The organism is Paenibacillus hunanensis, from assembly GCF_014645615.1.
Taxonomy (GTDB): domain Bacteria; phylum Bacillota; class Bacilli; order Paenibacillales; family Paenibacillaceae; genus Saccharibacillus; species Saccharibacillus hunanensis.
Map to the genome: position 1 here is coordinate 300,961 of NZ_BMMB01000002.1, position 13,827 is coordinate 314,787.

A 13,827-nucleotide genomic window follows, 5' to 3' on the forward strand; every position below is an offset into this window, starting at 1 on the left:
TCACACGTCGTTGTTATTACTTTTTTACCATGACTGGAAGCCATCTGGCAAGCCTTTTTTTACCAAAGGTGGTCTGGCAAAGTAATCGCAGCAGCTCCCAGCCGATCATAGCTCCGATAAAATTAAAGATCACATCGTTAATATCTACCGTACGATACGTGTAGCCCAGCACCAGATTAAGCAGTCCCTGTAGCACCTCAATCGTCATACCAATACCAAGCGCATAGAGCAGCATTCGCTTGCGATTCATCGGTATTAAAAGCGGCAACAGAATGCCATACGGAACGGTCATCACAATGTTCAAATAATTGGACTTATCCTGAAAGATCGAGCTGTAATACTGAGAATGGAAAGGAATCAGGTTGAGTCGCACCATCCCCTGCTCCCCCATCGCTGTACGCATCAGTTCGATCAATTGCGAATGAATCGGAAAAGGGAAAAACGTGTATCGAATGACATTAAGCATATAGATACCGAATAATCCGGCGACAAGTAGCCATGATACCGGCTTGCGGTAGACCGATTGTGCAATCAGCAAGCAGGCTGCGACGATCATCAAGCCAATTACCCAGATAAAAGCATTAAATGTGAGCATGCTCTCTCTCCTGTTCTGTACATTTGTACTTTATGTTCTATATATTGACCATCGGGTGAGTAGCCCGGTTGAAGCTGTACAGGTGTATTCGTTATATGATCCGTTATATTGTGAAGCATGGACTCTTAACGGTTACATGCAATGGACTACAATTGGCAAGCTGGTTTATAAACATATAGGCAATACTGATGAAGATGATCTAACGATAACCGAATACGTAACCCCGAACCTAATGAGCAACTCTGAGCTTATGAGTGGCTCTAAGCTTATGAGTGGCTCTAAGCTTATGAGCTATTGTAAAGGCTGGCGCTCCCATGTGCAAAATGTCGTTGCTCCCTGTACGATAGCTATGTATCGTGTACATAGTGTAATGGGGCAGGCCTATAGCGGAGGTAACATAGTGTAAATAGAACAATATAGCGGCTCGGCTTAGTAACCATAGTAGAGCATCTGAATAATCGCCCTTGCTCTCCCCTTGATTACCCTACTCTATACGATTCAATATTTTGCAAGATTCTATAAGATCACGTTATACAACGTACAAAAATAGAGGCTACAGCACTGGAGGTTACGAACATGAATAATCAGACGATTCATACCGATTCACAGCAGCCCCCTGCTTCACTGCCAACAACGCTACAATCGCTCTGGAATGGGCAGGAGCTGGAGCATAAGCAGCATCTAGCTATGCCACTGCTTACGATTAGCGAGGATGGCTATCCGCATCAGGCGATGGTGAGTGCAGGTGAGGTGCTGGCGATAGATAAGCAGACCCTGCGTATTGCACTGTGGACAGGCACGAATACGACAGCTCATCTGCTGCGAGATGGCAAGGCATTGCTGACAGTAGTCGTGGATGGCGTGTCCTACGCGTTACGTTTACAGGCAGAAGCATTGCCTGAGCTACCGGATGCAGCCTATCCACGCGCACGATTCCAGGCGAGAATCCAGCATATACGTGAGGATATAGCGAAATATGCTGAGCTATTAACTGGCGTAACGTATCGTTTGCATGAGCCAGAGCAGGTGCTCGAACGCTGGCGGATGACGCTGGAAGAGCTGCGGCGATAAGGGGAATTGGGTTGCGGTTGCGGTTGCGGTTGCGGTTGCGGTTGCGGTTGCGGTTGCGGTTGCGGTTGCGGTTAGGCTAGCACGTTTTACTACCGATGCGCGCACTATCGCTCGTTATTTTGAATGTTGCATCACTAAAAAAGCCGTCATTTTCGAGCAGCTAGCTGGCTACTGGAGAATGACGGCTTTTAGTGTTTTTATTGCGCTATCTTCCATTCCTCACATTGCGATTCGCTGGCTTATTTCCGATCATTGCCGCGCTTTTGCATCGTACGGCGAATGAACTTTTGAATCAGAATTGGCAGTACAAAAGCGAGCACAGCGACAACCATCAGTGCATAAGCATAGATCCGATCCGGGCTGGAAGGATTACGCAAAATAATCGAAAAGGCAATCACGATGATAGCAAGGCAGGTAATGCCTCGTATAATTAGCATCGTTCTCATGTTCATAGGGAAATAGCTCCTGTTCTATAGTCTTCTGATTTTCACCGATATCGGCTTGCTGTCGCCGCTCAAGCTAGAGAACAGCGCATCGGTGACTATGTGCTGTTATTATACATGTTCCAGCCTCCTCCTACATGCTGCTACGGTATATAGATGTGTTGGATATATGAACGATATCACCTCATTCAACAACGGGCTGACCATGTACGAAGCTGGATCTGGTTAGACTTCTTCCTGAAAGTGGTAATGAGGGGTAGCGAAAACGACCTATCACCCACAATAAGGAGGACTTTTATGAAATACGATTCGAATCGCGATCTCACACGCAAGACAGCAGAAACAGAGTTGCCTGAGAAGCCTTATTCCTTCTGGCGAGCAACAACCGAGTTCCCTACCTTTCCCACGCTGGAACAGGAGCTGGATACTGAGATTGCTGTCGTGGGAGCAGGCATTACCGGAATCACGGCGGCCTATTTGCTTGTTTTGGAAGGACGCAAGGTTGTGCTGGTAGAGGGCGATCGGGTGCTCAATGGTACGACAGGTCATACCACTGCGAAAGTCACCTCGCAGCATGGACTGATCTATGATCATCTGCGTAGCCATTTTAGCGATGAGCAGGCACGGCTCTATTATGAGGGCGCAGAAGAAGCAAAGGCATTTATGCAGCAGCTCGTTCAGGATAACGGCATCGACTGCGATTGGCAGGAGGAAACAGCCTATATATATGCCGAGAATGAGGATAGCGGATTCAAGCAGCTCAAAAAAGAAATGGACGCTTATCGTGAGCTGGGTTTGCCAGGTGAATGGGTGGAGTCTCTACCGATCCCGCTGTCGATCGAAGGTGCAATTGCTTTACCGGGACAGGCACGTTTTCATCCGCTACAATATTTGAAATTTCTGCTACTGGAGTTCTTGCGTCTCGGTGGCACGATCTATGAAAATACGATGATCAGCGAGGTCGAGAATGATGAGCGTCCGCGCCTGCTCGTGCAGGATCGTGACTTTGGTATACGCTGCGATACGGTGATCTCTGGCTCGCATTATCCGGTAACTGACCAGAATGGCTTTTATTTTGCCCGCTTACAGCCAGAGCGCTCGTACACGCTGGCGATTCGTGCGGAAACGCCATTTGAAGGTGGCATGTATATTAGTGCAGACGAGCCAAAGCATTCACTGCGCTCGGCGACGTTTGACGACCAGCAGTATATTATTGTTGGTGGTAAAGGTCACCGCACCGGGCAGGAAGGCGATACGATTATGCATTATGCGGAGCTGAAGATGTTCGCAGGGAATCTATTCGGGCTGCATGATATTCCCTATCGCTGGTCGTCTCAAGACCTGTATTCTCTGGATAAGCTACCCTGTATTGGACCGCTCACCTCGGATACGCCTAATATTCTTGTCGGTACCGCTTATGCCAAATGGGGCATGACTACAGGGACGCTCGCTGCGATCATGCTCACCGATCAGGCCATGGGACGCGACAATCGGTATGCAGAGCTATTCGACCCTGCTCGTAAAGTTCCGTTTCTCAAACGAATGCAAACAGCAGTCGAGCACAATATGACGGTAGCGAAGGAGCTGGTTACCGGCAAGCTCGATTTCAATCGGCATAAGGCGGAGGATCTCAAGCCTGATCAGGGTGCAGTGGTCTGGCAGCGTGGTAAGCGTACCGGAGCTTACCGTGATCCCCAGGGCAATCTGCATCTGGTAGATACAACCTGTACGCATATGGGCTGTGAGGTACAGTGGAATGAGGCTGAGCGCTCATGGGACTGCCCCTGTCACGGTGGACGATTCGATTATAAAGGTGAGGTGCTAGAAGGGCCGCCTACGGAGCCGCTAAAAAAGCGCTGATTAAGCAGGAATTCTATTTATGAATCGTAGGGTAGCTCTACATAAAGTAGGGTACCCTGCTCACCTGCTTATCGCCTTCCTATAGGTGCATTGTATGAGCTTGAGCTCCTGCATGGAATGCATCATGCACAGCGTCTGTAGAACATAGCATTCGCATGTGATAGGTACTATTGCTAGATCATGATGTACAATAACCATCCTGATCTCGCCAAACTGCGAAATACAGGGCGGCTTGCTACAGAGCCTGTCGTAAACGAAAAGCTCGGACATGTACGATGCATGTGTCCGAGCTTTTTGTGCTATGTTGCCGGGCTATTTGTATACTTATCATCGAGTGCATTTTGTCTCTATGTTTAGCTACTCGCCTTCGCAGGACGTACCACCATTTCGTTCACATCGACACCCTCAGGCTGGGCAATCGCATAGGCAATTGCTTCAGCGATCGCTTGAGAAGGCAAGGCAATACGGCGATATTCTCGCATCGCTGCACGAGCATGCTCATCTGAGATCGTATCTGCCAACTCAGATTCCGTTACGCCTGGCGAGATGAGGGTTACGCGAATTTCACGTTCGGTTTCCAAACGCAATCCCTCAGAGATCGCTCGTACTGCGTATTTGGTTGCACAGTATACAGAGGCAGTTGGTGTCACCTCATATGCACCGATGGACGCGACATTAATGAATTGTCCGCCTCCCTGACTGCGCATCACAGGCAGACATGCTGCGATCCCGTGTAGCACACCGCGAATATTCACATCGATCATCCGATTCCATTCATCGATCTTGCGTTCCTCCAGATTGGATAACGGCATCACACCTGCATTATTCACGATCACATCGACACGCCCTAGCTTCTCTACTGCCGTCTGTACAAAGGCTTCCATCTGATCGCAATCCGTTACATCCAGCGCAAGATATTCGGCTGTTCCACCCTCCTCACGAATCTGCGTCGTTAGCGCCTCCAGCCGTTCCACCCGTCTTGCGCCAAGCATAACCTTTGCTCCGCGCGCTGCTAGCAAGCGTGCAGTTGCTTCTCCGATCCCGCTGCTTGCTCCTGTAATCAAGACTACTTTGCCTTCCATTCCATGCATAGGTTGTTGTGTATTCATACTTGTTCCTCCTCTAAAGGTTTAGTTATCAACAAAGCCTGAATTATTTTTGTCGGTAAAAAATCATGCCGCCGTGGTATAACACATCGCCCTGAAACTCCCCATCTGCGGTAAAGCCTGTATCATCCACATAATCAATATGATTGCCCTTGATGCTATAGCTTCCTGTATACGCACTGGCACGATGGCCACGGGCTTCATCATAACGTCCATTCGGTAGCAGCTCCTGCCTTATGACGCCATCTGCGGTCACCCACATCCCTACATAGTCGTGTGCTGCTTCAAGTCCATTCGGCTTCTGTCCTGCATTCATGCTGATTCCTCCTCTTGTTCGGGTTCTTATTCAGTATGACCCCTATGCCGTATAAGGAGGTAGAACGATCGACGCAAAAAATTGCCTATTTCGCGCAAGTCTATTCGCAGCGACACATGAGGGATATATAATAAGGGAAAAGTGGAATGCGATCTATTAAAGGAGGATTCCTGTGAAATCAACAGCTACAGCGGATAAACGAACGATGGAGCAGCTGGATGAGCTTGCTAGGTTGATTGCCCAATTCTGTACAAGTGATGGTACGTACTCAACCGACTTCACCCCATTATCACTCATTCGCAATACGGAGGTTGCTGTTCCCGTCTATACTGTCTATGAACCGTCCATCTGTCTTGTTGCCCAAGGCAGCAAGCTTGTGATGTTAGGCGATGAGGCTTATCGCTATGGGCCTTCTCAATATTTTGCCGTATCAGTGGATCTGCCGATCTCGGGTCAGGTGAGCGAGGCGTTAGAGGAGCATCCCTATCTTGCTGTTCGGCTACAGATCGATCCTCAGCAGGTGGTGGAGTTTATTCAGAACAAGGAGCATGAGCGTACAGCTCGAGGAACGGCGGCACGCGGCTTATATGTGAGCCAGGCAACACCGGGCATGCTGGATGCGTTTCTGCGCCTTGTGCGCCTGCTGGACACGCCAGAGGATATAGACGTATTAGCTCCGATGGCAGCACGCGAGATTCTATATCGTGCCCTACAGGATGGTCAGGGCGCTGTGCTGAGGCAGATGGCACCGGGTGCAGGGCATGCCGCTTCGATCGCTGAGGTGATTCGCCGCATACGCGAAAGCTATCATGAACCGCTACGGATCGAGGAGCTGGCAAGCGAAGCAGGCATGAGCTCCTCCTCCCTGCATCGTCACTTCCGTGAGGTCACAGCGATGAGCCCACTACAATTTCAAAAGCAAATCCGGTTGCAGGAGGCGCGCCAGATACTACTCAGCGAGCCGGTTCAGGCAGCAGAAGCTGCTTTTCGTGTCGGATATGAAAGCCCGTCGCAATTCAATCGGGAATATGCACGTTTATTCGGACGTCCGCCACTGAGCGATATTCGTCAATTACGAACACGAACCGAAGCTCAAGTAGCCGTGGAAAATTAAAGAAACTGACGCCGATAGAGTACCGACGTCAGTTTACTGGATAGGGCTTTTTTAACTGTCCAAAAAATAGGGGCTTTACCCCCTGCGTTTCCATTCTTTATTGATTCTACATGTAGTGTGATTGCTGTATCACTTCGTTTCGAGCTGTATGATGTGACATGTCACTTCAAATGCACAGTTTCTGAGGATTCATTTTGAATCCATTCGATATGAATTTTGCGTACCAATCGAATGATTGCTCTAAATAGCGTGTTGGCATTACCGATAATAAACATGATCGTTCCCGTTTCCGTTTGCTTATGAAAAAAGAAATAACTGCCGATCAGAAAACAGATCGTTGTAATGATATCGTTCAGCACACTTACCATCTCATAGCGGTTACTTGCTACGATCCGGCGACGCTTGAATTCGATGGCGAGCTTATAGGAATCTGGACGACGAATACAGATTTTCCGTTTCTTTTCTGGAGTTGGTTTCGCTTCTAGTTGTTGTTTATTCATGATGCAGCCCTCCCTTTGTGGCACTTACCCGCTATAAGCGAAGCTATAACAGCATTTGTCAAATTAGTAATAACTGTTTAATCTATGAATATACTATTTATCCCATAACATGAAAAAGGATGAAGCTATGCGATCCCGAAGACAAGCCCATCGACGCTCTCGTGTCCCCCTTATTGTTACCATTATCATTGCTGTTGTTGTAATCGCTATCGGTTCGTTTTTGCTAGTACGCGGAAGTATAGGAGGATGGTTCTCGTTAGCAAATAAGCCAGGTGGCTCCGCGACAGAAGCACCTGCATATACGCTGCCGATTGCAGAAAAGGACGGCATCAAGCGCACGTCCGCCGTCGTAGGCGAACAGCTGGCAACGTATGACGGCAAAAGCTGGCAGCCGTCCTTCTGGGCAGGCATGAACCTGGGCGCGACCACACCCGGACATTATCCAGGTGAGCTGAGCCCAACGAAGGAAGATTATTTACGCTGGTTTCCTGAGATGAAGGCGATGAATATTCGTGTGCTGCGTATTTATACGATTTTGCCACCTTATTTCTATGAAGCCTTGCAGGAATTCAATGCAACGCAAAAAGAGCCATTGTACCTGATGCAGGGTGTGTGGTCGCCAGAGGAAGAACTCATCGGTGAGGATGGCAAAGGACGCGATGCGTACACGCCCGAGATCACCGCGGCATTCAAGCAGGAGATTCAGGACGCTGTCGGCGCAATCCATGGCAAAGTAACCATTGCGGACAAGCAAGGCCATGCACATGGTACATTTACAGCCGATGTCTCTCCCTACCTACTGGGCTGGGTAGTCGGAACGGAGTGGTACCCATTTGCTGTTGATGTGACAGATAAGGCGCATCCGAATCAGCCTCCGTATAAGGGTAAATATTTTAGTGCAGCATCGGACGCTACCGCCTTTGAAAGCTGGGTTGCCAGTATGCTGGACGTAGCTGCTGAGGCGGATATGAAATACGGATGGCAGCATCCGATGTCCTTTACAAACTGGGTAACAACTGATCCGCTCTCTCATCCTAATGAACCGCTGGAGCAAGAGGATCTGGTATCCGTTGATCCGATGAATATTCAGCCAGTTAAGGATAGCTGGACAGCCGGGTATTTCTCTTCGTATCATATTTATCCGTATTATCCAGATCTACTGCGTCAGCAGCCGGAATACAAAACATTCAAAAAAGCCGATGGTACAAGCAGCGCCTACGCAGGCTATCTAAATGCAATGCGTAAGCATCATAAAGGGATACCGCTAATCGTTGCCGAGTACGGAATGCCAAGCTCGCGCGGGATGGCGCATTATGGCCCGAACGGACGTAATCAGGGCATGCATACCGAGCAGGAACAGGGCACGCTGGATGCTGGACTGCTCAAGGACATTTATGATGAAGGTCTGGATGGCGCGCTATTATTCGAGTGGCAGGATGAATGGTTCAAATTCACCTGGAATACGATCGATATGGAGCCTGCCGACCGCCGCGCAATGTGGCGTAATCGTCTGACAAATGAGGAGCACTTCGGTGTCATTGCCGTAGAGCCCGACGCCAGTGTAGACGATATGATTCATCTGGATGGCAAAACCGAGGATTGGGCAAAGCGCCCGGATGTAGCCACGACCGATTATCCAGATATGACGATGCAGATGTCTCACGATGCCGCGAATCTGTACGTGAAGCTGGAAAAGAAAAACGGCAATTGGGATCTAGATAAGGATCAATTGTATGTCGGCTTCCAGACAACTGGCGATGGTAGTGTGACTGCGGACAAAGCACCAGCCATCACCTTCCCTGGTCCGATCGGATTCCTGCTAAGTATTGGGGAAGCCTCAGATAAAGGCGGTCATATCTATATCAATAGCGCCTACGATCAGCATACGTACCTGTATGGATATAGCCGCAAGGAGATTCCGTATGATGCGAAATATGCAGACGGCACGAAAGGCTACTTCCTTCCGTGGAAGCTCGCGCTCAATCGCCAATTATATCTGCCACAAACGAAAGTAACGATGCCGTTCGAGGAGCTTGAAGTGGGCAAGCTGCATTATGGCATCAACGATCCGAACAGCCCGGACTTCAACAATCTGTCCGACTTTTATGTCAAAGACAATGTGATCGAGATGGCAATTCCCTGGATGCTGCTCGGCTTCATGGACCCAAGCAGTCATATGGCATGGGAGAATCCATACAAAGCCAAGGGCATCGCTCCACAGACCGTCGATGCCGTCAAAGCCAGCCCAGTTGTAGTCGCCAAATCCAGCTCCGCCACTGCCCAGGCCCCACAATTCGGCAGCTACACCTGGCAATCCTGGAATGAGCCCGTAACCCATGAACGCAAAAAGAAAAGCTACGACATCCTACAAAAAGCATTTGCTGAATACGCAGAACCTGCAAAGAAAAATGATTAAAACCATCCCTTTTCCAGGCAATTAGCAACACAGAATGTACTCATCTATATCATTCAACTCTCCATACGCAGCCGGTATCCTGATAAACCGGCTGCGTATTTATTTTGTATATTTATTTTATACATTCGCTTTATGTATCTATCTTACATATTCCCATTACTTCTTCCACCAACGCTTTTATATCCAAAGCATGTACACCACTTATGTATATCAGCAGCACGGAACGAGGGGAAGGAAATAAGGGATAAGGGCGACTTTTGAGCACGGGAATCTACATTCACTCCTTATCCAGTAGATTTCTGTGCGAGACCGGAGCCCGCTCCCTTATTCCTTCCCGGAGTGGTACCTGCTCCATCCCATAAATCTGCGCATACACCCTGGATATAGAAGCTCCCCCCAACCATTTGGATTTTCTATCAGTTATAGAATATTCCACAAATCCCAATTTAGTTATTGAATAGTCGATTCGCTCGTGCGAGAATAGTTTCAATTCAACCGCTGACACCACATGACAGCATCACCATATAACCGGTTGGATCATGTCATACATGGCGCTATGATTTTGACCCATACAAAGGAGAATGACGATGACTGAACCTAACCCTTATTTACTGGAAACGCTCGCAATTCATGCTGGACAGGAGATTGATCCGACGACCTTTTCTCGTGCTGTACCGTTGTATCAAACGTCCTCTTATGGCTTTCGAGATAGTGAGCATGCAGCGAATCTATTTGCACTGAAGGAATTTGGCAATATTTATACGCGTCTGATGAATCCGACGACAGACGTACTGGAAAAACGTCTTGCTGCACTGGAAGGTGGCGTAGGCGCACTGGCAACAGCATCTGGTCAGGCAGCGATTACGTTTTCCATTCTCAACATTGCAGGCGCAGGCGATCATATCGTATCGGCATCAAGCCTGTATGGTGGTACATATAATTTATTTGCGAATACATTACCCAAGCTGGGCATTGAAGTCGCCTTCGTCAATTCAGATCAACCTGAGAATTTCCGTGCAGCGATTAATGAGCGCACCAAAGCATTATATGCCGAAACGGTAGGCAATCCGGGCGGTAACGTGCTGGATATTGAAGCGGTTGCTGCCATCGCGCATGAGCATGGTATTCCACTGATCGTCGACAACACGTTCCCAAGTCCATACTTGCTGCGTCCGATTGAGCATGGTGCAGATATCGTCGTACATTCAGCTACCAAATTCATCGGTGGTCATGGTACATCAATCGGTGGTATTATCGTCGATGGCGGTACATTTGACTGGACACAAAATGATAAATTCCCAGGTCTGACACAGCCTGATCCAAGCTATCACGGTCTGGTGTACACGGATGCACTTGGACCACTAGCGTATATTATCAAAGCGCGCGTGCAGCTCATGCGCGATCTGGGCGCACCGATCTCTCCATTCAACGCATGGCTATTGCTACAAGGGCTGGAGACACTGCATCTGCGTATGGAGCGTCATAGTGAAAATGCTTTGCAGGTGGCGCAATATTTGGAGCAGCATGCCGATGTGGAGTGGGTGAGCTATCCGGGACTGAGCAGTCATGCATCGCATGAGCTGGCACAAAAGTATCTGCCTAAGGGGACAGGTGCCATTTTAACATTTGGTATTCGTGGCGGTGCTGAGGCTGGACGTAAGCTGATCGGTAATGTGAAGCTGTTCTCTCACCTTGCCAATGTCGGAGATTCCAAGTCGCTAATTATCCATCCTGCCAGCACGACACATCAGCAGCTGACGGAAGAGCAGCAGCTGACCGCTGGCGTGAATCCAGAGCTGATTCGTTTGTCGGTAGGGACGGAGAATATTCGTGATCTGCTTGGCGATCTGGAGCAGGCGATTGCTGCGAGTCAGCAGGGGTGAACTATGGAATAGCTTGATGCTCTGATTCGAGCCTGTACTTTTCAGACATGATAGCGAGAGAATACTTTCTAGAATTGCTGGAAACGAAAAAAAGGCGCTGATGTGATATCAGCGCCTTTTTATGTTGAGATTATCTATATACGGCTGGCCTTAATAAAAAAGCAGCTTGGCTGTGATCCTTCTGCTATCAAACATCGAACTTATTCATTATCAACGATATACACCGCGTCGCCCTGCTACAAAATCAGCCAGCATATCGACATTTTGCTGATTAAATAAGGGCGGTGCATCTTCCGGTGCGAAAAAGCGCAGCTCCTTTGTCTCCTCGTTCGCAGTCAGCGGTTCGCCACCGACGATCTGGCAGACAAAGGCGGTCAGCATCGTTTGTGCTTCATCCCCATTGGGATATGTATAGTCATAGCGCGTGTATACGCCCTGTAAATAATCAACCTCGACGATATAGCCTGTTTCCTCCAGCACCTCGCGCAGTACAGTTTGCTCAGCGGATTCGCCTAGCTCCATAGCGCCGCCGGGGAAGCCCCATTGTCCGTTATCCTGACGCTTTTGCAATAAAAGCTGTCCCTGCTCATTTACAATAAGGGCACCGGCAAAATTCGTGAAAATTTTGGCGGTGCCTGTTTTGGAACGTATCCATCCGATATAGTTAGCCATCCGTACCTCCCGTTCGTTATACGAGTCATCATACGGTCATTGTAGGCGATTCAAGCAATCACTTCAAGCTCGCCGCTGGCGGTTGTTGCTGCTTGGATTCGTTCATGGTAGGCTTCGAGCGAGCATTCTACAATTTTCTCAAATACAAAGCGATCGACCTCAGGAATTAGCTCGGACGCATAATCCCAAGCATTTTGTTCAATTCGCAGAGCGAGTCGTGCCGCCGCCAGTGGCTCTTCACAGCCATCCAGCTCATCCGATAGCTCCTCAAGCAACGGATCGTGCGCATGACCCATCTCGTGCGCCAAAATAATCATCACATAGTCATCTACCGAACGAAGTGAGCCGAAAATCTGAAAGCATTGCTCTTCGATCTCTTGCAAGTACAGGGTAATCATCCGGCTGCCCATTGAAAATTTGCCGCCGACTGAACGCGAACCGGGAAATTTCTTTCTGGTGCGAACCCGAACATCACTGCTGGCACGATGAAGCAAGGTCTCAATGGTGGTTTTAACATGACGCTGGTTCACGGGCATCCCTACACTTTCCTGAAATTTGGTTCTGCGTTATTCATGTTTGTAACACTTCTCAACAGAACAACATTCAAACCATTATACAGGAATATGTCGGATTATGTAACCTAATAGTTTACCCTTTTGTTCAGAAAACGAAACCATTTTTTGCAATCCGGATAAGTAGTATAATAATCAGGCGCGGGCATGACCCGTTTGCGAACTTATATATTCAGGAGGCATTTATCATATGGAACTGACAAACAAGACCGCAATTATTACAGGTGCAGGTAAAGGAATCGGTAAAGCAACCGCAGAAGCACTCGCTGCCGAGGGCGTACAGCTCGGTCTACTCGCTCGTACGGCTAGCGATCTGGAGCAGCTCCAGCAGGATCTGAGCAGCCGTTACGGTGTGAAAGTATTCACTGCTACAGCTGATGTCGCCAATTCCACAGAGGTTCGTGCTGCTGTCTCCTCGCTAGCAAGCTCACTTGGGCGCGTAGACATTCTGATCAATAACGCCGGTACAGGCGCATTTGCCAAAATGGTCGACATGGACCCTGAACAATGGGAGCAAATCATCCGCGTCAACCTGATGGGCGCGTATTATGTTACTCACGAGTTGCTGCCAGGTATGCTAGAGCAACAAAGCGGTGATATCGTGAATATCGCTTCAACCGCTGGCGAACGCGGCTTTGCCACAGGCTCCGCTTACTGCGCATCCAAATTCGCCCTGCTCGGCATGACCGAAGCCCTCATGCAAGAAGTACGCAAATCCAACATCCGCGTAACTGCCCTAACACCAAGCACCGTCAACACCCCACTGGCAGTCAACGCAGGTCTACCGATCGGTGATGAAGACCGCATGATGCAAGCCGAAGACGTAGCCCAGCTCGTACTCGCAGGCTTAAAGCTCCCTTCCCGCGTCGTCTTAAAATCTGCCGGCATCTGGACAAACAACCCGCAGTAAGAAAAATCAAAAAGCTATAAGGTTGTTACTTAACGGCTACTCCCCCTCAAAAGTTTAAAGTTTTGCGCTCGTGGCATATGAGCTACCAAATGAGATTGATCCTGAATTAATCCGATGTATTTTCGCTCTAGCTGAGCGTTTGCGAAAGCAAAAACTCAGCTAGAGCTTACATATAACAGAATTATTTAAATAGCTAGCTAGATCAATTTAATAGCTAAATTGATTAAAAAAGAAGTCATTACTAAAAAAACACTATACTTGAGCAGTAAGATATTTTGCCCCATAAAAATCACTTTCCATTGACCCCCGTGTTATGTATTAATTATTAACGAGCATGATGCAAGCACCACAGAACGGAGGCAAGGAAAT

The 13,827-nt window shown here is 48.5% G+C and carries 13 protein-coding genes; 6 read left to right on the forward strand and 7 right to left on the reverse strand.

Annotated elements, in window-relative coordinates:
- Positions 1 to 16: 16 nt before the first annotated feature.
- Positions 17 to 595: a VanZ family protein gene (locus tag IEX62_RS04785; protein ID WP_188774278.1), complete on the reverse strand. Its 579-nt coding sequence runs from the start codon at positions 593 to 595 to the stop codon at positions 17 to 19.
- Between the two features lie 576 nt (positions 596 to 1,171).
- Here IEX62_RS04785 and IEX62_RS04790 point away from each other — a divergent pair.
- Positions 1,172 to 1,666, forward strand: coding sequence for a pyridoxamine 5'-phosphate oxidase family protein (locus IEX62_RS04790; protein WP_188774279.1), 495 nt, complete (start codon positions 1,172 to 1,174; stop codon positions 1,664 to 1,666).
- A 239-nt stretch (positions 1,667 to 1,905) separates the two neighbouring features.
- Here the strand turns inward: IEX62_RS04790 and IEX62_RS04795 are convergent, their stop codons facing one another.
- A complete protein-coding gene (locus tag IEX62_RS04795; RefSeq protein WP_188774280.1) occupies positions 1,906 to 2,118 on the reverse strand; it encodes a hypothetical protein in 213 nt (70 codons plus the stop codon).
- 288 nt (positions 2,119 to 2,406) lie between these two features.
- Between IEX62_RS04795 and IEX62_RS04800 the strand changes: the two genes are divergently transcribed.
- On the forward strand, positions 2,407 to 3,969 hold the full coding sequence (locus tag IEX62_RS04800; RefSeq protein ID WP_188774281.1) for an FAD-dependent oxidoreductase: 1,563 nt from the start codon (positions 2,407 to 2,409) through the stop codon (positions 3,967 to 3,969).
- Positions 3,970 to 4,322: 353 nt separating this feature from the next.
- Here the strand turns inward: IEX62_RS04800 and IEX62_RS04805 are convergent, their stop codons facing one another.
- Together IEX62_RS04805 and IEX62_RS04810 are read right to left on the reverse strand one after the other, a co-directional pair.
- Positions 4,323 to 5,060, reverse strand: a complete 738-nt coding sequence (locus IEX62_RS04805) for an SDR family oxidoreductase (protein ID WP_188774584.1) — start codon at positions 5,058 to 5,060, stop codon at positions 4,323 to 4,325.
- Positions 5,061 to 5,121: 61 nt separating this feature from the next.
- Positions 5,122 to 5,391 carry an Atu4866 domain-containing protein gene (locus IEX62_RS04810; RefSeq protein ID WP_188774282.1) on the reverse strand — a complete coding sequence of 90 codons (270 nt, stop codon included), beginning with the start codon at positions 5,389 to 5,391 and terminating at the stop codon, positions 5,122 to 5,124.
- A 172-nt stretch (positions 5,392 to 5,563) separates the two neighbouring features.
- On the opposite strand from IEX62_RS04810, the gene IEX62_RS04815 reads away from it, so the two are divergent.
- The gene (locus IEX62_RS04815) at positions 5,564 to 6,505 is read left to right on the forward strand and encodes an AraC family transcriptional regulator (RefSeq protein WP_229685617.1); all 942 of its coding nucleotides are present in this window, start codon (positions 5,564 to 5,566) and stop codon (positions 6,503 to 6,505) included.
- 161 nt (positions 6,506 to 6,666) lie between these two features.
- On the opposite strand, the gene IEX62_RS04820 is transcribed toward IEX62_RS04815, so the two are convergent.
- Positions 6,667 to 7,005 carry a YrhK family protein gene (locus IEX62_RS04820; RefSeq protein WP_188774283.1) on the reverse strand — a complete coding sequence of 113 codons (339 nt, stop codon included), beginning with the start codon at positions 7,003 to 7,005 and terminating at the stop codon, positions 6,667 to 6,669.
- A 127-nt stretch (positions 7,006 to 7,132) separates the two neighbouring features.
- Between IEX62_RS04820 and IEX62_RS04825 the strand changes: the two genes are divergently transcribed.
- Positions 7,133 to 9,421, forward strand: coding sequence for a hypothetical protein (locus tag IEX62_RS04825; protein WP_188774284.1), 2,289 nt, complete (start codon positions 7,133 to 7,135; stop codon positions 9,419 to 9,421).
- A 587-nt stretch (positions 9,422 to 10,008) separates the two neighbouring features.
- Positions 10,009 to 11,304: a homocysteine synthase gene (locus IEX62_RS04830; RefSeq protein ID WP_188774285.1), complete on the forward strand. Its 1,296-nt coding sequence runs from the start codon at positions 10,009 to 10,011 to the stop codon at positions 11,302 to 11,304.
- A gap of 210 nt (positions 11,305 to 11,514) precedes the next feature.
- Here IEX62_RS04830 and IEX62_RS04835 read toward each other — a convergent pair whose 3' ends face one another.
- Positions 11,515 to 11,976, reverse strand: a complete 462-nt coding sequence (locus tag IEX62_RS04835) for an NUDIX hydrolase (protein WP_188774286.1) — start codon at positions 11,974 to 11,976, stop codon at positions 11,515 to 11,517.
- A gap of 50 nt (positions 11,977 to 12,026) precedes the next feature.
- Positions 12,027 to 12,512: a hypothetical protein gene (locus IEX62_RS04840; protein WP_188774287.1), complete on the reverse strand. Its 486-nt coding sequence runs from the start codon at positions 12,510 to 12,512 to the stop codon at positions 12,027 to 12,029.
- A gap of 226 nt (positions 12,513 to 12,738) precedes the next feature.
- On the opposite strand from IEX62_RS04840, the gene IEX62_RS04845 reads away from it, so the two are divergent.
- Positions 12,739 to 13,458: a 3-ketoacyl-ACP reductase gene (locus IEX62_RS04845; protein WP_188774288.1), complete on the forward strand. Its 720-nt coding sequence runs from the start codon at positions 12,739 to 12,741 to the stop codon at positions 13,456 to 13,458.
- Positions 13,459 to 13,827: the final 369 nt, after the last annotated feature.

Bases quoted from the DNA above. Each gene is read 5' to 3' on its own strand.
- IEX62_RS04785 (WP_188774278.1), bottom strand. From the start codon at position 595: ATGCTCACATTTAATGCTTTTATCTGGGTAATTGGCTTGATGATCGTC.
- IEX62_RS04790 (WP_188774279.1), top strand. From the start codon at position 1,172: ATGAATAATCAGACGATTCATACCGATTCACAGCAGCCCCCTGCTTCA.
- IEX62_RS04795 (WP_188774280.1), bottom strand. From the start codon at position 2,118: ATGAACATGAGAACGATGCTAATTATACGAGGCATTACCTGCCTTGCT.
- IEX62_RS04800 (WP_188774281.1), top strand. From the start codon at position 2,407: ATGAAATACGATTCGAATCGCGATCTCACACGCAAGACAGCAGAAACA.
- IEX62_RS04805 (WP_188774584.1), bottom strand. From the start codon at position 5,060: ATGCATGGAATGGAAGGCAAAGTAGTCTTGATTACAGGAGCAAGCAGC.
- IEX62_RS04810 (WP_188774282.1), bottom strand. From the start codon at position 5,391: ATGAATGCAGGACAGAAGCCGAATGGACTTGAAGCAGCACACGACTAT.
- IEX62_RS04820 (WP_188774283.1), bottom strand. From the start codon at position 7,005: ATGAATAAACAACAACTAGAAGCGAAACCAACTCCAGAAAAGAAACGG.
- IEX62_RS04825 (WP_188774284.1), top strand. From the start codon at position 7,133: ATGCGATCCCGAAGACAAGCCCATCGACGCTCTCGTGTCCCCCTTATT.
- IEX62_RS04830 (WP_188774285.1), top strand. From the start codon at position 10,009: ATGACTGAACCTAACCCTTATTTACTGGAAACGCTCGCAATTCATGCT.
- IEX62_RS04835 (WP_188774286.1), bottom strand. From the start codon at position 11,976: ATGGCTAACTATATCGGATGGATACGTTCCAAAACAGGCACCGCCAAA.
- IEX62_RS04840 (WP_188774287.1), bottom strand. From the start codon at position 12,512: ATGCCCGTGAACCAGCGTCATGTTAAAACCACCATTGAGACCTTGCTT.
- IEX62_RS04845 (WP_188774288.1), top strand. From the start codon at position 12,739: ATGGAACTGACAAACAAGACCGCAATTATTACAGGTGCAGGTAAAGGA.